Here is a 16,463-nt window from a genome sequence, read left to right as displayed (position 1 = left end):
AACTCCTCACACGTTTCCCCTTCATAATTAGAAGCGTCATGGATCAATTTGTGATCCGATGCCGGGTAGAGACGTGCGTCGCGTGAATAAATCAAGCATGCGAGTTGTCATGCTTACTCAAAACGGCAAGGAATAGATTTCCGTTCTGTCAAATGTAAAGCCGTTGGTAATAGAAAACCGACGATCTCGCAGAAAAGTATACCTCGGCTTCGAGGGTGCGTGGCAAAAACCCCTGTAAAATCAATGCTCGGAGTTTGGCGTGTGCGCTGAAAACGGCGGCTGTCGCGGCCCTGTCACGTTGCGGCAACAGTGAACACGAAAACGCCTTCCGACCGCCGCATTGGGGCCGGAAGGCGCACAATCCGCCCACTTCCGAGATCTCGGCTCTGCGAGCGCCCGCCGTTTGGGCGCCCGCCTGCGGCCTTCAGGGTTCGCCCGGAGTTTCGGTCGACTCCGGCGGGACTTCTGCGGGGGTGTCCTGCGCCGGAGCCGTCCGGTCGAAGTCGAACGCGGGCTGCGCCAGGCGCGCGCGCCGTTCCAGGGCCACGGCGGTCGCTTCGCAACGCGCGGGCAGCGTCCAGCTCATCCACTCCTGGGCCAGGCGCGCGTCGCTCAGCTCGCCGGCCTGACTCCAGGTGGCGCGGCCGCGGCGCACGGCGTCGGCCCCCTGGACGTTGAGCGGCTGAGGGCTCGCCCGCTCGGCGGCTTCCATGGCCCGGCGGAACAGGCCGAGGTTCCGCTCCGACAGCGCGTCGAGCTCGTCATAGACGGCGAGATCCTCCTCCAGCGACGTGCCCGGCCGGCGGAAGGTGGATTCGATGCGGACGACCTCGGGCATGGCGCGGTCGCGCAGGTCCCGATGGCCGGAAAGCGCGCCATAGCACCAGGCCACCAGGCCATAGGCGTCGCGCGGCGCGCCGGGCGGGTAGGGCGCCTCGGCGGCTTCGGCTGCGGGCGCGGCGGGCGCGGCGGCGGCGGGTGCGGCTTCGGCGTCTTGCGCCAGCAGGGCGAGGGCGAAGAGGAACGGGGAAAACAAGGGAGCTACACCTCGACTGGGTCTTGGGATGCGTCAGCGGCCGGCGGCCCGAAGCCCCCGCCCCCCGGGGTCTCGATCTCGACGGCCTCGCCGGGCTGGACGCGAATGGAGAAACAGCCCGGAAGTTCCTTTACCTCGCCGCTGGCGGCGATCAAAGCCTGCCGCCCCGCCTGTCCCGGCTGGCCGCCGGCCAGGCCCTGGGGCGCATGTTCGCGGCGGGTCGAGAGCAGGGCGGCGTCCATCGGGGCGAGGAACCGCAGCCGTCGGACCACGCCGTCGCCGCCCCGCCGACGGCCGGCGCCGCCGGAGCCGCGCCGCAGGGCGAACCGCTCCAGCCGCACGGGAAAGCGGCGCTCCAGGATCTCCGGGTCGGTGAGGCGGGAGTTGGTCATGTGCGTGTGCACGCCGCCGGCGCCGTCGGCCTGCGCGGTCGCGCCGGCCCCGCCGCAGATCGTCTCGTAGTACTGCCGGTTTTCGTCGCCGAAGGTGAAATTGTTCATCGAGCCCTGGGCGTTGGCCATGACGCCGAGCGCGGCATAGAGGGCGTCGACCACGTGCTGGCTCGTCTCCACATTGCCGGCCACCACCGCCGCCGGCGGCGCGGGGTCGAGCATGGAGCCCGGGCGCGTGCGGATGTCGAGCGGCTCCAGGCAGCCGGCGTTCAGCGGAATTTCGTCGTTCACCAGGGTGCGGAAGACATAGAGGGCCGCCGCATCGACGATGGAGGCCGGAGCGTTGAAGTTGGACGGCAGCTGATCGGCGCTCCCGGTGAAGTCGAGCACGGCCGAGCCGGCCGCGGCGTCCACCTTGGTCCGGACGACGATCCTGCCGCCCCCGTCCATGGGGACGTCCGCCGTCCCGTCGCTCAGGCGGCCGAGCGCCCGGCGCACGGCCTTGGCGGCGTTCTGCTGCACGAAGCCCATGTAGCGGGCGACCGTCTCGCCGCCGAAGGCTTCGATCATGGCCAGCACCGCCTCGCCGCCGGCGCGGCAGGCGGCGAGCTGGGCCTTCAGGTCGGCCAGGTTGCGTTCCGGCGCCCGCGCCGGCCAGCGGCTCGCGGCGAGCGCAGTACGCACCGTCTCCTCCAGAAAGACGCCGTCGGCCATGATGGGCAGGGCGTCGAGCAGCACGCCCTCTTCGTCGATGGTCTTGGAGAAGGGCGGCATGGAGCCGGGCTGGACGCCGCCCACATCGGCATGATGGCCGCGGGCGGCGACGAAGAAGGCGGGCTCGCCCTCGCCGGGCCGGAAGACGGGCATGACGACGGTGATGTCCGGCAGGTGGGTGCCGCCGGCATAGGGATTGTTGAGGCCGAAGGCCTGGCCCGGCTGCACGATCGGATGGCGTGCGCGTACGGCCCTCACGCTCGCCCCCATCGAGCCCAGGTGCACGGGCATGTGCGGAGCGTTGGCCACCAGGCCGCCGTCGGCGTCGAACAGAGCGCAGGAGAAGTCGAGCCGCTCCTTGATGTTGACGGAGTGCGCCGTGCGCTCCAGCGCCGCCCCCATGGCCTCGGCCACGCCCATGAAGCGGCGGTTGAACAGCTCCAGGGTGATCGGATCCGGCGCGTCGGCGGACGGCGAGACCGCGGCGACGGGCGCCGTCTCCTCCAGCGTGACCAGCCCGCCTGCGCCCGCCACGGCGCGCCAGCCGGGCAGGACGACGATCTGGGTGTCGCCGCGGACGATCAGCGCCGGACCTTCGATCCGGTCGAGGTCCTCGGCGGCGACGACCGGCGCGGACCGCCACTCGCCGGCATAGAGCCGTCGCGGCTCGCCGGACGGCTGCGTCTTCGACGGCGGCGCGGCGTCGGCGCCCCAGGCCTCCGTCCGGCCTGCGGCGGCCACCTCGGCCTCGACGCTGGCGATCAGGATCGGCCGCTCCGGTTCGGCGAAACCGAAGAGCCGCACATGGGCGGCTTCGAACGCGGCTCGCACGGCGGCGGCGTCGCCCGGCGCGACGGGAAGCTCGGCGTCGGCGCCGTCATAGCGGAGCCGGAAGGCGAGGGCGACGGCGCCGGGTTCCGCGCCCTGCGCCAGCAGGTCGGCGCGTGCGAGGTCCTCCACGGTCCGGGCCAGGTCCCTCGCCCTCTCGAGACCGGCGGCGTCCAGCGGCGCCTCCAGCCCCGCCTGCCGGAGGGCCGAGACCTCCGCCCGGCCGATCCCATAGGCCGACAACAGGCTGCCGTATCGCGGGCAGAGCACCCGGCGCACCCCCAGGGCGCGCGCGGTGTCGCAGGCCACCTGACCCGCCGCGCCTCCGAAGGCGACGAGGGCGTGATCGCGCGGGTCGAAGCCCCGTTCCGTCGAGATGCGCCGCACGGCCAGGGCCATCTGCTCGACCGCTATGGCCAGGAAACCTTCGGCCGCCGCCTCGGCGCTCGGCGCGCCCATGGCCCGGGCCAGCGTCTCCAGCCGTTCGCGGGCGGCGGCGACATCCAGCGGCTGGTCGTTGGTCGGGCCGAAGACCGAGGGGAAGCGGGCGGGGTCGAGACGGCCGAGCACCAGATTGGCGTCGGTGACCGTCGCCGGACCGCCGCGGCCGTAGGCCGCCGGTCCCGGATCGGCCCCGGCGCTGTCGGGGCCCACCCGCGCCCGCAGGCCGTCGAAGAAGAGGATGGAGCCGCCGCCGGCCGCGACCGTCTCCACGTCCAGCATCGGGCTTCGCAGCCGCGCGCCGGCGACCGAGGCGCGATCGCGCCGCTCCAGCCGTCCCGCATAGCGGCAGACATCGGTGGAGGTGCCGCCCATGTCGAAGCCGAGGACGGCCGAGGCGCCGGCCTCGCGCGCCGTGGCCGCGACGCCGACCACACCGCCCGCAGGCCCGGAGACCACGGCGTCGCGGCCCCGGAAGGCGGCGGCGGGGACCAGCGCACCGGCCGAGGTCATGAAGTAGAGCGGCGCGCCGGCCACCGCCTCGGCCACCTGCCGCACATAGGCCTGCAGCACTGGCGTCAGATAGGCGTCGGCCACGGTGGTCTCGGCCCGAGGCAGAAAGCGGGGCAGGGGCGAGACCTCGTGCGAGAGGGCCACGAACTCGAAACCGGCGGCCTCGGCCAGCCGCCCGGCGGCCAGCTCGTGCGCCGGGTCGAGGTCGGCGTGCAGAAAGGCGATCGCCGCCGAGGTGAAGCCTTCGCCCCGGGCCTTCGCCAGAGCGTCGGCGAGCGCGGCCTCGTCCAGCGGCGTCACGAGCGCGCCGTCGGCGGCGAGCCGCTCGCGGACTTCGACGACCCGCGAATAGAGCGGCGCCGGCCGCACGATGTTCAACGCGAACAGCTCGGGCCGGGACTGGTCCCCGATGACGAGGGCGTCGGCGAAGCCCTCGGTGGTGACGAACAGGGTCTTGGCGCCCCGACGCTCCAGAAGGGCGTTGGTCGCCACCGTCGTGCCCATCCGGATGGCGCGCACGCGCTCGGCCGGAAACGGCGCGTCGGGCGCGGCGCCCAGGATGCGGCGCATCCCTTCCACGGCGGCGTCCGTATAGACGCTGGAGGCCGACAGCAGCTTGAGGGTCGCGACCTGTCCGTCGTCACGCCGGGCGATGACGTCGGTGAAGGTGCCGCCGCGATCGATCGAGAAGCTCCACAGCCTGTCCAAAACTTAACCTGCGCGTAGCCCGATTTGCGTTGTCATGAGGGCGCCTTGTTCCTAAGGCTACTTGGCATAAGACAATGAGCTTCTGGCGCAAAATCGCAGGCTTGGCCGTTCGCCTCCCCGACGCGGCCGACTGCCCCGACTGTCCGCCCGGCCTGCCGGGCGAAGACCCTGCGTTTTCCACGGCCGTCACCGCCCTCGGGGCCAAGCTCGCCCGCGCCGACGGCCACGCCGGCAATGCGGAGTTCGACGCCTTTTCCGACGTCTTCCAGTCCGACGAGGCCTCCCGCCCGAACATCAGGCGGCTCTACAATCTGGCCCGCCAGACGACCCGCGGGTTCGAGAGCTACGCCCGGCGTCTCGCCCGCCGCTACCGCAACTGCCCGCAGATCCTGGAGGACGTGCTCGACGGCCTCTTCCACATCGCCTGCTCGGACGGTGCGGTCACCGACGAGGAGCTCGCCTATCTGGAGCGCGTGGCCGAGCTCTTCGGCTTCTCCGAGCTGGTCTTCCGGCGGCTGAAGGCGACGCACCTGGGCGCCGGCGCCGACGATCCCTACGCCGTCCTGGGCGCGCCGCACGATGCGACCGATGACCAGCTGCGGGCGGCATGGAAGATCGCCCTGATCGAGAACCATCCCGATCGTGCGCGCTCGCGGGGGCTGCCGCAGGAGTTCATCGAGGTCGCCGAGGCCAAGGCCAAGGCGATCAACGCCGCCTTCGAGGCCGCCATGCGCGAGCGCCGGGAAATGGCGCTGGTCGGCGCGGTCTAGAGGCGCGGCGCGGCGTAACCGCCCAATCGGCGCCCAGATGTTCCCGCAAGGTTGACGTCCGGGAGCCGAAGGCGAACATAATCGTTAGGCCCCGAACAGGAGGCGATCAGAAAGAGACCATGGAGACGCGCCAAGCCTCGGGTCAGGGCCATCGCCCGGCCCTTCGCAGCCTCACCGCCATCGCCGGCGCGGTCGCCGCCGTGGCCGCCGTCCTGGTGGGCGTGGTGCTGGCCGTGGTCTTCGCCGCCACGGTGGTGGTCATCGGCGTGATGCTGAGCACGCTCCTGGCGCTGGCCGCCCTGGCGCACCGCGCCGGCCGTCTGGCCCGCCGCCGCAGCGGCCCCGTGGGCGAGGACGGCGTGATCGAGGCGCGGCACCTCGGCGGCCACCACTGGGTGGCCTACGGCTGGAACGAGCGCCCCTGATCTTCCGGCGCGGCTGAGCCTTCGCGCCTTCGCGCGGCCTTGCCGGTCGCCGCCTGCGCCTCTACCGTCGATTCAAACAATCGTTGGGAGAATGAGCCTATGATCGGTGTGGTCGCGACCCTGAAGGTCCAGGACGGCAAGGGCGAAGAGTTCGAGGGCGTGTTCCGCGACCTGATGGCCCAGGTGAAGGCCAACGAGCCCGGTTGCCTGGCCTACCAGCTCACCAAGAGCCGCACCGAGCCCAACACCTACAAGGTGCTCGAACTCTACGCCAACGAGGACGCGCTGAAGGCCCACGGCCAGTCCGAATACTTCAAGGCCGCCGGCCCGAAGATGGCGCCCTGCCTCGCCGGCCGTCCCGAGATCGAATACCTCGACGCGGTGAACTGAGGCCCGTTCGGCGGCTCGCGCGACGGCGAGCCGCCTTTCCGGCTCAGTGACGCTTCGGGATGACCACCGGCAGGTGTTCGTAGCCCTTCACGAAGGACGAGTTCACCCGCACCGGCTCGCCCACCACGTCAAGGCGCGGGAAGCGCTTCATGATCTCTTCCCAGATGATCTTCAGCTGAAGTTCGGCCAGGCGGTTGCCCACGCAGCGGTGGATGCCGAAGCCGAAGGACAGGTGCTGGCGCACCCGCGGCCGGTCGATGATGTAGGCGTTCGGGTTCTCGATCACCTCGTCGTCGCGGTTGCCCGAGACGTACCACATGATCACCTTCTCGCCCTTTCTGATGGTCTTGCCGCCCAGCTCCACGTCGCGCGTGGCCAGCCGCCGCATGTGGGCCAGCGGCGTCTGCCAGCGGATGGTCTCCGACACCATGGACGGGATCAGGTCCGGATTGGCCGTCAGCTTGTCGTACTGATCGGGGTTCTGGTTCAGCGCCAGGACGGAGCCGGTGATCGTGTTGCGGGTGGTGTCGTTGCCGCCGACGATCAGCAGGATCAGGTTCCCCAGATACTCCATGCGGTCCATGTTCCGCGTCGCCTCGCCGTGGGCGAGCATGGAGATCAGGTCCGGCTTGGGCGGAGCGTTGATCCGCTCGTTCCACAGCGTGGTGAAATAGTCGACGCACTCGAAGAGCTCGTTGCGGCGCTCGGCCTCCGGATCGTCGCTGGTGAAGAGGTGGGAGTCCTTGCCCGCCGTGGCCACGTCAGACCAGCGGGTCAGCTTGCGCCGATCCTCCCACGGGAAGTCGAACAGGGTCGCCAGGGTCATGGTGGTCAGCTCGATGGAGACCTTGTCCACCCAGTCGATCTCCTCGCCGACCGGCAGATCGTCGAGAATCTTGGCCGCCCGCTCGCGGATGATCGGCTCCATGTTCTGGAGGTTCATGGGCGAGACGATGGGGCTGACCGTCTTGCGCTGCACGTCGTGCTTGGGCGGGTCCATGGCGATGAACATCGGCAGAGGCAGCTCCTCTGTCGGTTCGGCGATGGTGATGGCCGGCTCCGACGAGAAGGTCTCGTGGTCGGTGTCGACGGCCATGATGTCCTTGTACTTGGTCACCGACCAGTAGGGGCCGAACTCGTGCTCGGCCTGGTAGTGGACCGGCGCCTCCTTCCGCAGGCGTTCGAAGTAGGGCCACATGGTGTCGGTGCGGAAAAGCTCGCCGTCCGCCACGTTGATCTGGTCGAGGGGCATGGCGTAGGCCGTCGCGCGCGCCTCCTTCGCCAGGTCGATGGATCCGTCGCTCATGGGCGTCGCCTCCTATCTTATCGCTGTTCAGAACCATGCGGGACGCTGGGGGCCTCTGGCAACCCGGCCGGACGGCGCGGCTGACGCCGCCGGCAGAATTTCTGAATGACGCCACCGGACGGGACGGCCTAGTGTCCGCCAAACAGTCGTTTGAACGGGAGTCCTGCATGGCCGCCGACGCGCTTTTCCGCCCCTTCGCCTACAAGGGTCTGACCCTCAAGAACCGGATCGTCATGGCTCCCATGACGCGGTCCTTCTCGCCCGGCGGGGTGGCGACGTCGGAGGTCGCGGCCTACTACCGGCGGCGGGCGGAGGCCGATGTCGGCCTGATCATCTCCGAGGGCACGGGCGTCGACCGTCCCGCCTCTCTGAACGACAAGAACGTGCCGCGCTTCCACGGCGAGAAGGAGCTGGCCGCCTGGAAGACCGTGATCGACGAGGTCCATGCCGTCGGCGGCAAGATGGCCCCCCAGCTGTGGCACGTGGGCGCGGTGCGCACCCGCGACCCGGAGTGGACGCCGCCCGGACCCTATGACAGCCCCTCGGGCCTGTCGCGTCCCGGCAAGCAGTTCGGCGTGGGCATGACCGAGGAGGAGGTGGCCGACGCCATCCGCGCCTTCGCCGAGGCCGCGCGCGAGGCCAAGGCGCTCGGCTTCGACGCCATCGAGCTGCACGGCGCCCATGGCTACCTGATCGATCAGTTTTTCTGGGAGGGCACCAATGTCCGCGAGGACGCCTACGGCGCCAAGGATCTCCCCGGCCGCGCGCGTTTCGCCGCCGACATCCTGCGCGCCTGCCGCGAGGCGGTCGGCCCCGACTATCCGATCATCATCCGCATCAGCCAGTGGAAGCAGCAGGACTATGAGGTCAAGCTCGCCAGGACGCCCGCGGAGATGGAGGCCTGGCTGAACGTCCTGGTCGAGGCCGGCGCCGACATGCTGCACTGTTCGCAGCGCCGCTTCTGGGAGCCGGAGTTCGAGGGCTCGGACCTGAACTTCGCCGGCTGGGCCAAGAAGCTGACCGGCGTGCCGACCATCACCGTCGGTTCGGTGGGCCTGACGGGCGAGTTCGTCGCCGCCTTCGGGGGCGAGGGCAGCCAGCCGGCCTCGCTGGACCGGCTGTTGGAGCGGCTCGAGCGCGACGAGTTCGATCTGGTCGGCGTCGGCCGCGCCCTGCTGCAGGATCCCGAATGGGCCCGAAAGGTGAAGGAGGGCCGCACCGACGAACTGATGGCGTTCGAACGCGCGGCCATGGCCAAGCTGTACTGAGCCGGTTCGGCCCCGTCAGGCGTTGAAGTTCAGCTTCAGCCCCGGGCGGGGCCAGCGGGCCTTGTAGAGCCTGCCCGTCGACGAGCAGGTCACCCAGGCGTCCTTCATGTCCTCCCCGCCGAAGCAGATGTTGGTGACGATCATGTCGGGGAAGGGGAAGTGCTCGGTCCCGCCCGCGGGATCGAAGGCGGTGATCCCGCCATTGATGATGGTCGCCACGCAGACCTTGCCGCCGGCCTCCACCGCCAGGCTGTCGAGCAGCTGATAGCCGGGCAGGTTGGCGACCACCCGACCCGGCCCGAAGCCCTCCTGGGGTTTCAGCTTGCCCGGCTCGGCGATGTCGAAGGCCCAGAGCCGGCCGAGCGTGGTGTCGGCCATGTAGACCACGTCCTCTTCCGGCGAGAGGCCGACGCCGTTGGGCGAGACGAAGTGGTCGCGCAGGCGGGCGACGTGCGAGCCGTCGGGCCTGGCGTAATAGAGCGCGCCGAACTTGCGACCCTCCGGCGTCGAACATCCGTGGTCGCTGAACCAGAAGCCGCCGGTCTTGTCGAAAACCAGGTCGTTGGGCCCGACGAAGGGCCGGCCGTCGCAGGACTCGTAGACCGTCGTCAGGGCGCCGGTCTTCAGATCGTAGCGCTGGATCATGCCGCCCTTGTGCTCCGGCGGAGTGGGGCCGGGAATGGTCAGGCCGTTCTGCTCCGGCCAGGTGAAGGAGCCGCCGTTGTTGGTGATGAAGATGGCGCCGTCCGGGCCGATCGCCGCGCCGTTCGGGCCGCCGCCGGTCTCGACCAGGGTCTCGCGCCGCCCGTCCGGCGTGATGCGGGACAGGCGCCGGGCCTTGATCTCGGTGACGATGACCGAACCGTCGGCCATGGCGATGGGGCCTTCGGGGAATTCCAGGCCTTCGCAGACCAGTTCGATGTCCATGGCGCGTCTCCTCGTCTTCTGATTACGAGGAGTATGCAGGGCGACGCCGCGGAAGGGCCAGCCCGTCAGCGCCGTTCCAGCACCCGGATCGTGAAGGGGTGGTCGTCGCCCTCGCCGGCGGGGAAGCTCTCGCGCCGCACCTCTTCCCACGCGCTCTCGTCGAAGGGGGCAAGGGTCACATCGCCCTCCACCTCGGCCTCGACCTCGGTCAGATAGATGCGCTGGGCGCGGGGCAGGGCCAGTTCGAAGAGCGAGGCGCCGCCGATCACGCAGACCTCCGTCGCCCCGTCGTCCTGCGCCTGTTCGCGGGCGATCTGCACGGCCTCGGAGAAGTCGTCGCAGACCAGCGCCCCCTTGGCCTCGAAGGCGCCGTCGCGGGTCAGCACGATGTTGGTGCGGCCGGGCAGGGGCTTCTTCGGCAGGCTCTCCCAGGTCTTGCGGCCCATGATCACCGGCTTGCCCATGGTGGTGGCGCGGAAGTTGGCGAGATCGGTCTTCAGCCGCCAGGGCAGGTCGCCGCCGCGGCCGATGACGCCATTGCGCGCCCGGGCGATGGGACCGGCGGAGAGCAGGATGCGAGCCATGGACCGGACCTAGCCGACCCACGGCCCGCAGGGAAGCCTCAGCCCGCCTCTTCCATGGCCGCCATGTCCATGTACATCAGCTCCCAGACGTGGCCGTCCGGATCCTGAAAGCTCGCGCCGTACATCGGACCCATGTCCATGATCGGCTTCCAAGGCTTCGCGCCGGCGGCGAGCGCCTTGGCCAGCAGGTCGTCGACCTCATCGCGGCTGTTGGCCGACAGGCAGGTGAGAACCTCGGTCGCCTTGTGGGCGTCGCTGATCTCGCCGGTGATGAAGTCGGAGAACTTCTCGTGGCTCATGACCATGGCGAAGATGTTCTCGTCGATGACGATGCAGGCGGCGGTCTCGTCGCTGAACTGCGGATTGTGGCCGAAGCCCAGGGCGGCGAAGAAGGCCTTGGAGGCCTCCACGTCCTTCACGGGCAGGTTGACGAAGATCATTCGCATGGGGGCTTTCCCTTGGTCAGGCGTTCAGTCTGCCCCAAGGACGCGCGCAAGGCGGGTCGCCCGACATCCGCCGGGTGATTTCTCACACCGCGATCGGCGCCGTGATCTTCTCGTGAGCCTTGTAGCCGGTGACCTTGAAGTCCTCGTACTCGAAGGCGAAGAGGTCGCGCTTGTCGGCGATCGTCAGGGTCGGGAAGGGATAGGGCTCGCGCGCCAGCTGCTCGCGAGCCTGGTCGAGGTGGTTCAGATAGAGGTGGGCGTCGCCGAAGGTGTGGACGAACTCGCCGGGTTCGAGGCCGGTCACCTTGGCCATCATCATGGTCAGCAGGGCGTAGCTGGCGATGTTGAACGGCACGCCCAGGAAGACGTCGGCCGAGCGCTGGTAAAGCTGGCAGGACAGCTTCCCGTCGGCGACGAAGAACTGGAACAGGCAGTGGCACGGCGGCAGGGCCATGTCGTCCACGTCGGCCGGATTCCAGGCCGAGACGATGTGCCGGCGCGAATGCGGCGTGGTCTTCAGACTCTCGACCACGTTGGCGATCTGGTCGATCACCCGACCGTCCGGCGCCGTCCAGGAGCGCCACTGCTTGCCATAGACGGGGCCAAGCTCGCCGGTTTCGTCGGCCCACTCGTCCCAGATGCTGACGCCCCGCTCCTGCAGCCAGCGGACATTGGTGTCGCCGCGCAGGAACCAGAGCAGCTCCAGGATGATCGACTTGCGGTGCAGCTTCTTGGTCGTGAGCAGGGGAAAGCCCTGCGCCAGGTCGAACCGCATCTGCCGGCCGAAGACGCCGAGCGTGCCCGTGCCCGTCCGGTCGCCGCGCTGCACGCCGGTCTCCAGGATGTCGGCCAGGAGGGCGAGATACTGGCGCTCCGGGTGGTCGGCGGCCGCCTTGGGCTGGGCGATGTGGGCGTTCACGGCGGGGCGATCCTCGAGCCGTCTTTGAAGCGACGTGCAGAATGCACGATTCTCGAGCGGGACGGGCGGACGCAAGGTCGCGGTCGAACCATCCACAGCTCCGTCAGCCGGCGAAGCCGCCCTCGTCGAGGAAGGTCTTCTCCGCCGGCGTGGTGCGGCGGCCCAGCGCGGCGTTGCGGTGGGGGAAGCGGCCGAAGCGCACGATGATGTCGCGGTGCAGCTCGGCCCATTTCAGGGTCTCGGCGTCGCCGACCGCCTCGTGGTGGGCCTTGCACAGCCGCACGGCCTCGTCCTGGTCGGCCATGTCCTCCGAATGCTCGAAGGGCAGGTAGAAGAAGGGCCGCAACTGGCCCTCCACCGCCTGGTCATGGCCTGCGGAGACGGCGGCGCGGGCGATGGCGCGGGCCTTGCCGTCGGTGGCGAACGCGTGACCGGACTCTCGGAAGATGTTGCGCGGAACCTGATCGAGCAGGATCAGCAGGGCGAGCGCGCCCTCCGCCGACGACGCCCAGTCGTCGGCCTCGCCGCGCGCGGCGGCGTGATGGGCGGCTTCGAAACGCTGGGCCAGCGCCCGGTCGAAGGACTCGTCCTTGGCGAACCACTTCGGCGGACCGGCCTCGCGCCAGAACCTCACCACCTCGTCCGGCGTCACGTCCATGATCGGTCTCCCCCTCGCGGCTGGGCGCAATGTCGGGGGCGGCGTGCGGACCTGCAAGCCGCGCCGTGGGAGAAATCGGGCGTGAGCGTGTGCGCCCGACGCCTGCGCCGCTTGACCTTTGCGCAAAAAAACGGTCGATAGCGCGGCCTTTGCTGCGGCGCCGTTGCGTGGCGCCGGGGCCGAACCTTGTTTCAGGAGAACAAACATGCGCGTCTACTACGATCGCGACGCCGACCTCGCCCGCATCCTGGACAAGAAGATCGCCATCGTAGGCTATGGCTCGCAGGGGCGCGCGCACGCGCTGAACCTCGTGGACTCCGGCGTGAAGAACGTCGCCATCGCCCTGCGTCCCGGCTCGGCCACCGCCAAGAAGGTCGAGGCCGACGGCCTGAAGGTGATGAGCGTGGCCGAAGCCGCGGCCTGGGCCGACGCCATCATGGTGCTGGCGCCCGACGAGCTGCAGCGCGAGATCTACGCCAACGAGATCGCCCCCAACATCCGCGACGGCGCGGCCCTGCTGTTCGCCCACGGGCTCAACATCCACTTCAACCTGATCGAGCCCAAGTCGACGATCGACGTGCTGATGGTCGCGCCCAAGGGCCCGGGCCACACGGTGCGCGGCGAATACCAGAAGGGCGGCGGCGTCCCCTGCCTGATCGCCGTCCATCAGAACCCCACCGGCAACGCCCTGGACTTCGGCCTGGCCTATGCCTCGGCCATCGGCGGCGGCCGTTCGGGCGTGATCGAGACCACCTTCCGCGAAGAGTGCGAGACCGACCTGTTCGGCGAACAGGCCGTGCTCTGCGGCGGCCTGGTGGAGCTGATCCGCGCGGGCTTCGAGACCCTGGTCGAGGCCGGCTATGCGCCGGAAATGGCCTATTTCGAGTGCCTGCACGAGGTGAAGCTGATCGTCGACCTCATCTATGAGGGCGGCATCGCCAACATGAACTACTCGATCTCGAACACCGCGGAGTACGGCGAGTACGTCACCGGTCCGCGGATCATCACGCCCGAGACCAAGGCCGAGATGAAGCGCGTGCTGGACGACATCCAGTCGGGCAAGTTCGTGCGCGACTTCATGGCCGAGAACATGGTGGGCCAGCCGAGCTTCAAGGCCACCCGCCGCCGCGGCTCGGAGCACCAGATCGAGGAGGTCGGCCAGCGCCTGCGCGCCATGATGCCCTGGATCACCAAGAACAAGCTGGTCGATCAGGCGCGGAACTGATCTCCGCCAGAGTCGGAAACGACAAAGGCCCTCCTTCGCGGGAGGGCCTTTTTTCTTGGCCGGTTCAGTCGGCGGTGGTCTCGGGGACTTCGACGAGGCGGGCGACGATCAGCTCGGTGGCGTCCAGCCGCTTGCCGGTCTCGGCGACTTCCAGGTGGACGTGGTCGGTCATGCCGCCCGGGTACTTGTGCTGCAGGGTGTGGGCCTTGCCGATCGGCGCGCCCAGGGCCACGGCGTCTCCGACCTCCACGCTGGCGTCGATGTAGAAGACCCGCGCCTCGTAGCCGAGGGCCGGGTTGGTGATCTCGACGAACTGCAGGTCGGGGTCGCCGGCATAGGCGTAGCCGATCTTGGTGACATAGCCCGACATCGGGGCGGTGACCGGCTGGCCCGCCTCCGCGGCGTAGTCGACGCCCTCGTGGTGGCGAACGCCCCCGTCCCGCGAGGCCCCGAAGGCGCCCGAGCCATAGGCGTCGAAGGTGCGCGGCGCCTTTCCGGTGGGGTTGGCGAAGTCCGCCGCCCCGTCGCCGTCGATGTCGCGGCCGACCCAGCGCAGCTCGCGGGTGACGACGGCGGGGGTTATGGTGGGCTGGGCGACCCCCAGGGCGCGCGCCAGAGGGGCGGCGGCCGGAACCTGGGCCAGGCGCCCGACAAGACCGCTGCTGGCGTTGGCGACGGCTCCCATGGCCAGACTGATGGCGAGAGCCGCGCCTACGGAGGCGAGCATCCGGGTGGCCAGGAATCGCCCCTGTGCGCGGGCGACCAGCAGGTCGTGCGTCATATCTGCCTGTTCTCGTCGATGCAGGCCGGGCGACTTGGAACCCGGCGTCTCGTTCTGGGTTACAGGTACGGCGCAAAGGGCCGCAGACCGGCCCTCTGGCGGGGCCTGATCCGTCCTGCCTGAACCTAGTAGCTGCCGATTTGGGCGGCTATGCGGCGCATTGTCTCGAAAAATCAGGCGCTTATGGTCAAGCTTAGGGCGCGGCCCAGTCGATGGCGGCCGCGCCGCGCAGGATCGCCTCGGCCTCGGCCGTGTGCTTGTCCTCGCCGGAGCGCGGGTGGAGGACCACCGGCGGCAGGAGGCGCAGCGGCGCCCGGCCGGTCTTGACGGCCCGCACCAGCACCCGCTTGGCCGGAGCGTCGGCGAAGGGGTGGACCGGCCGGATCTGGATCGATCCGGCCCCCGCGGCCAGGGCTTCGAGCAGGTCGGCGAGGCGGTCGGCCCGGTGGATGACCAGGATTCGGCCGCCCGGCCGCACGGCCTTCAGGAGGAAGGCGGCCCAGGCCGAAAAGCCGTCGTCGGCCATCCAGGCCCCGGCCTTCTCCGGCGCCGGCGCACGCAGGGCCTCCGGATCGTCGAAGAAGGGCGGATTGGCCATGGCGAGGTCGAAGGGCGGCAGGCCCAGGCGCACGAACGGCTCTGCGACTTCGCCCGCCCGGACGGAGACCCGGTCGCCGAGGCCGTTGATCTCGATGTTCTGCCGGGCGAGTTCCAGGGCCTGGGCGTCGCGCTCGACGCCGACGAAGACCGCCTCTGGACGTCGGACCGCCGCAGCCAGCAGGGCGCCGCCGACGCCGCAACCGGCTTCGAGGACCCGCTCCCCGGGCGCCGCATCGCAGGCGGCTGCGAGCAGTGCGGCGTCCATGCCCGCCCGATAGCCCCGCCGAGGCTGACGCAGGGTCACCTGGCCGCCGAGGAACCGGTTCTCGCTCAGGCCTTCGGGCAGGGGCGGGACGGGGTGGGTCATCGACCGGCTCCATGGGCGCGCGCGCGCCTTGACCGCCCCCTATCGCGTGACCATTGTCCGGACGCAACGGCGGGCCGCCCGGAGGGGCCCGCCCAAACTGGAGTTCCCTCGTCTTGGACGCCGCCCCCGCCGCCACCCAGGCCAAGCCGGTCAGTCTCGATCATCTCCTGAACCTCGCCGGGCCCGACATGGCTGGCGTGGACGCCCTGATCCGCGACCGGATGCAGAGCCCCGTGGCCGTGATCCCGGCGCTCGCCGAACACCTGATCGGCGGCTCGGCCAAGCGGCTTCGCCCCCTGCTGACGGTGGCCGCGGCGCGTCTCGCGGGCGCGACCGACGATTCCTGCCGCAAGCTCGCCGCGGCGGTGGAGTTCATCCATACGGCCACCCTGCTGCACGACGACGTGGTCGACTCCTCCGAGCTTCGCCGCGGCAAGGTGGCCGCCCACCTGATCTGGGGCGCACCCTCCAGCGTGCTGGTCGGCGACTTCCTCTTCGCCCGGGCCTTCGAGCTGATGGTGGAGACGAACTCGATGGCGGCGCTGGAGATCCTGGCCCGCGCCAGCCGCGTGATCGCCGAGGGCGAGGTGCTGCAGCTCACCCGCGCCCACGATCTGGATCTCGACCAGGACGTCTATCTCGAGATCATCAAGGCCAAGACCGCCGAGCTGTTCGCCGCCGCCGCCGAGGCCGGCGCGGTGGGGGCGGCGGCCAGCGCCGAGCAGCGCCGCGCCCTGCGGCAGTACGGACAGGACCTGGGCCTGGCCTTCCAGCTGGTGGACGATGCGCTGGACTATTCGGGGGCCAGCGAGACCCTGGGCAAGAACCCCGGCGACGACTTCCGCGAAGGCAAGGCGACCCTGCCGCTCATCCTGGCGATCCAGCGGACCGGAGCGGCCGAACGGGCCTTCTGGGTGCGGACGGTGGACGCGCGCGAGCAGACCGAGGCCGACTTCGAACGGGCGCGCCGCCTGGTCCAGGACTGCGGCGCTCTCGATGCGACCCTGGAGGCGGCGCTGGGCTATGCGCGCAGCGCCAAGGCGGCGCTCTCCGTCTTCCCGGACGGCGAATGGCGAACCGCCCTGGGCGACCTGGCGGACTTTGCGGTGGCCCGGCGCACCTGACCGCCCTCGGCCGGCGTCGCCGCCGGCCTCGGGACGGAAGC

16 protein-coding genes are annotated in these 16,463 nt (G+C 70.1%); 6 read left to right on the top strand and 10 right to left on the bottom strand.

Annotated features, from left to right (window positions below):
• Positions 1-424: 424 nt before the first annotated feature.
• Both H2041_RS00510 and H2041_RS00505 read right to left on the bottom strand, forming a co-directional pair.
• The gene (locus H2041_RS00510) at positions 425-1,036 is read right to left on the bottom strand and encodes a hypothetical protein (protein WP_293408300.1); all 612 of its coding nucleotides are present in this window, start codon (positions 1,034-1,036) and stop codon (positions 425-427) included.
• A 5-nt stretch (positions 1,037-1,041) separates the two neighbouring features.
• Positions 1,042-4,632, bottom strand: coding sequence for a hydantoinase B/oxoprolinase family protein (locus H2041_RS00505; protein WP_293408298.1), 3,591 nt, complete (start codon positions 4,630-4,632; stop codon positions 1,042-1,044).
• A gap of 74 nt (positions 4,633-4,706) precedes the next feature.
• Between H2041_RS00505 and H2041_RS00500 the strand changes: the two genes are divergently transcribed.
• From H2041_RS00500 to H2041_RS00490, 3 genes are all read left to right on the top strand, one after another.
• On the top strand, positions 4,707-5,402 hold the full coding sequence (locus H2041_RS00500) for a DnaJ family molecular chaperone (RefSeq protein ID WP_293408296.1): 696 nt from the start codon (positions 4,707-4,709) through the stop codon (positions 5,400-5,402).
• A gap of 119 nt (positions 5,403-5,521) precedes the next feature.
• The gene (locus tag H2041_RS00495; protein WP_293408294.1) at positions 5,522-5,827 is read left to right on the top strand and encodes a hypothetical protein; all 306 of its coding nucleotides are present in this window, start codon (positions 5,522-5,524) and stop codon (positions 5,825-5,827) included.
• A gap of 99 nt (positions 5,828-5,926) precedes the next feature.
• Positions 5,927-6,217 (top strand): putative quinol monooxygenase, encoded by a 291-nt coding sequence (locus H2041_RS00490; RefSeq protein ID WP_293408292.1) that lies wholly within the window; start codon positions 5,927-5,929, stop codon positions 6,215-6,217.
• 43 nt (positions 6,218-6,260) lie between these two features.
• Here the strand turns inward: H2041_RS00490 and H2041_RS00485 are convergent, their stop codons facing one another.
• A complete protein-coding gene (locus tag H2041_RS00485) occupies positions 6,261-7,523 on the bottom strand; it encodes a cytochrome P450 (protein ID WP_293408290.1) in 1,263 nt (420 codons plus the stop codon).
• A 167-nt stretch (positions 7,524-7,690) separates the two neighbouring features.
• On the opposite strand from H2041_RS00485, the gene H2041_RS00480 reads away from it, so the two are divergent.
• A complete protein-coding gene (locus tag H2041_RS00480) occupies positions 7,691-8,791 on the top strand; it encodes an NADH:flavin oxidoreductase (protein WP_293408288.1) in 1,101 nt (366 codons plus the stop codon).
• Positions 8,792-8,806: 15 nt separating this feature from the next.
• On the opposite strand, the gene H2041_RS00475 is transcribed toward H2041_RS00480, so the two are convergent.
• From H2041_RS00475 to H2041_RS00455, 5 genes are all read right to left on the bottom strand, one after another.
• Positions 8,807-9,718, bottom strand: a complete 912-nt coding sequence (locus H2041_RS00475) for an SMP-30/gluconolactonase/LRE family protein (protein WP_293408286.1) — start codon at positions 9,716-9,718, stop codon at positions 8,807-8,809.
• Between the two features lie 65 nt (positions 9,719-9,783).
• Positions 9,784-10,302 (bottom strand): dihydrofolate reductase, encoded by a 519-nt coding sequence (locus H2041_RS00470; protein ID WP_293408284.1) that lies wholly within the window; start codon positions 10,300-10,302, stop codon positions 9,784-9,786.
• A 38-nt stretch (positions 10,303-10,340) separates the two neighbouring features.
• On the bottom strand, positions 10,341-10,748 hold the full coding sequence (locus H2041_RS00465) for a VOC family protein (protein ID WP_293408282.1): 408 nt from the start codon (positions 10,746-10,748) through the stop codon (positions 10,341-10,343).
• Positions 10,749-10,830: 82 nt separating this feature from the next.
• A complete protein-coding gene (locus H2041_RS00460; RefSeq protein WP_293408280.1) occupies positions 10,831-11,667 on the bottom strand; it encodes a thymidylate synthase in 837 nt (278 codons plus the stop codon).
• Between the two features lie 103 nt (positions 11,668-11,770).
• Positions 11,771-12,325, bottom strand: a complete 555-nt coding sequence (locus tag H2041_RS00455; RefSeq protein WP_293408278.1) for a DUF924 family protein — start codon at positions 12,323-12,325, stop codon at positions 11,771-11,773.
• A gap of 205 nt (positions 12,326-12,530) precedes the next feature.
• Here H2041_RS00455 and ilvC point away from each other — a divergent pair, with 205 nt between their 5' ends.
• A complete protein-coding gene (ilvC, locus tag H2041_RS00450; RefSeq protein ID WP_293408276.1) occupies positions 12,531-13,550 on the top strand; it encodes a ketol-acid reductoisomerase in 1,020 nt (339 codons plus the stop codon).
• A 64-nt stretch (positions 13,551-13,614) separates the two neighbouring features.
• On the opposite strand, the gene H2041_RS00445 is transcribed toward ilvC, so the two are convergent.
• Positions 13,615-14,331: a M23 family metallopeptidase gene (locus H2041_RS00445; RefSeq protein ID WP_293408274.1), complete on the bottom strand. Its 717-nt coding sequence runs from the start codon at positions 14,329-14,331 to the stop codon at positions 13,615-13,617.
• A 193-nt stretch (positions 14,332-14,524) separates the two neighbouring features.
• Positions 14,525-15,298, bottom strand: coding sequence for a methyltransferase domain-containing protein (locus H2041_RS00440; protein ID WP_293408272.1), 774 nt, complete (start codon positions 15,296-15,298; stop codon positions 14,525-14,527).
• Between the two features lie 188 nt (positions 15,299-15,486).
• Here H2041_RS00440 and H2041_RS00435 point away from each other — a divergent pair, with 188 nt between their 5' ends.
• Positions 15,487-16,422 (top strand): polyprenyl synthetase family protein, encoded by a 936-nt coding sequence (locus H2041_RS00435; protein WP_293408778.1) that lies wholly within the window; start codon positions 15,487-15,489, stop codon positions 16,420-16,422.
• The last annotated feature ends 41 nt before the right edge of the window (positions 16,423-16,463 follow it).

The organism is Phenylobacterium sp. (genome assembly GCF_013911965.1).
Taxonomy (GTDB): Bacteria; Pseudomonadota; Alphaproteobacteria; order Caulobacterales; family Caulobacteraceae; genus Phenylobacterium.
Note: the sequence above shows the minus strand (reverse complement) of the source record. Positions and strands in the feature narration are given on the sequence as shown.

Bases quoted from the DNA above. Each gene is read 5' to 3' on its own strand.
- H2041_RS00500 (WP_293408296.1), top strand. From the start codon at position 4,707: ATGAGCTTCTGGCGCAAAATCGCAGGCTTGGCCGTTCGCCTCCCCGAC.
- H2041_RS00440 (WP_293408272.1), bottom strand. From the start codon at position 15,298: ATGACCCACCCCGTCCCGCCCCTGCCCGAAGGCCTGAGCGAGAACCGG.
- H2041_RS00465 (WP_293408282.1), bottom strand. From the start codon at position 10,748: ATGCGAATGATCTTCGTCAACCTGCCCGTGAAGGACGTGGAGGCCTCC.
- ilvC (WP_293408276.1), top strand. From the start codon at position 12,531: ATGCGCGTCTACTACGATCGCGACGCCGACCTCGCCCGCATCCTGGAC.
- H2041_RS00490 (WP_293408292.1), top strand. From the start codon at position 5,927: ATGATCGGTGTGGTCGCGACCCTGAAGGTCCAGGACGGCAAGGGCGAA.
- H2041_RS00475 (WP_293408286.1), bottom strand. From the start codon at position 9,718: ATGGACATCGAACTGGTCTGCGAAGGCCTGGAATTCCCCGAAGGCCCC.
- H2041_RS00495 (WP_293408294.1), top strand. From the start codon at position 5,522: ATGGAGACGCGCCAAGCCTCGGGTCAGGGCCATCGCCCGGCCCTTCGC.
- H2041_RS00480 (WP_293408288.1), top strand. From the start codon at position 7,691: ATGGCCGCCGACGCGCTTTTCCGCCCCTTCGCCTACAAGGGTCTGACC.
- H2041_RS00485 (WP_293408290.1), bottom strand. From the start codon at position 7,523: ATGAGCGACGGATCCATCGACCTGGCGAAGGAGGCGCGCGCGACGGCC.
- H2041_RS00435 (WP_293408778.1), top strand. From the start codon at position 15,487: ATGGCTGGCGTGGACGCCCTGATCCGCGACCGGATGCAGAGCCCCGTG.
- H2041_RS00470 (WP_293408284.1), bottom strand. From the start codon at position 10,302: ATGGCTCGCATCCTGCTCTCCGCCGGTCCCATCGCCCGGGCGCGCAAT.
- H2041_RS00455 (WP_293408278.1), bottom strand. From the start codon at position 12,325: ATGGACGTGACGCCGGACGAGGTGGTGAGGTTCTGGCGCGAGGCCGGT.
- H2041_RS00445 (WP_293408274.1), bottom strand. From the start codon at position 14,331: ATGACGCACGACCTGCTGGTCGCCCGCGCACAGGGGCGATTCCTGGCC.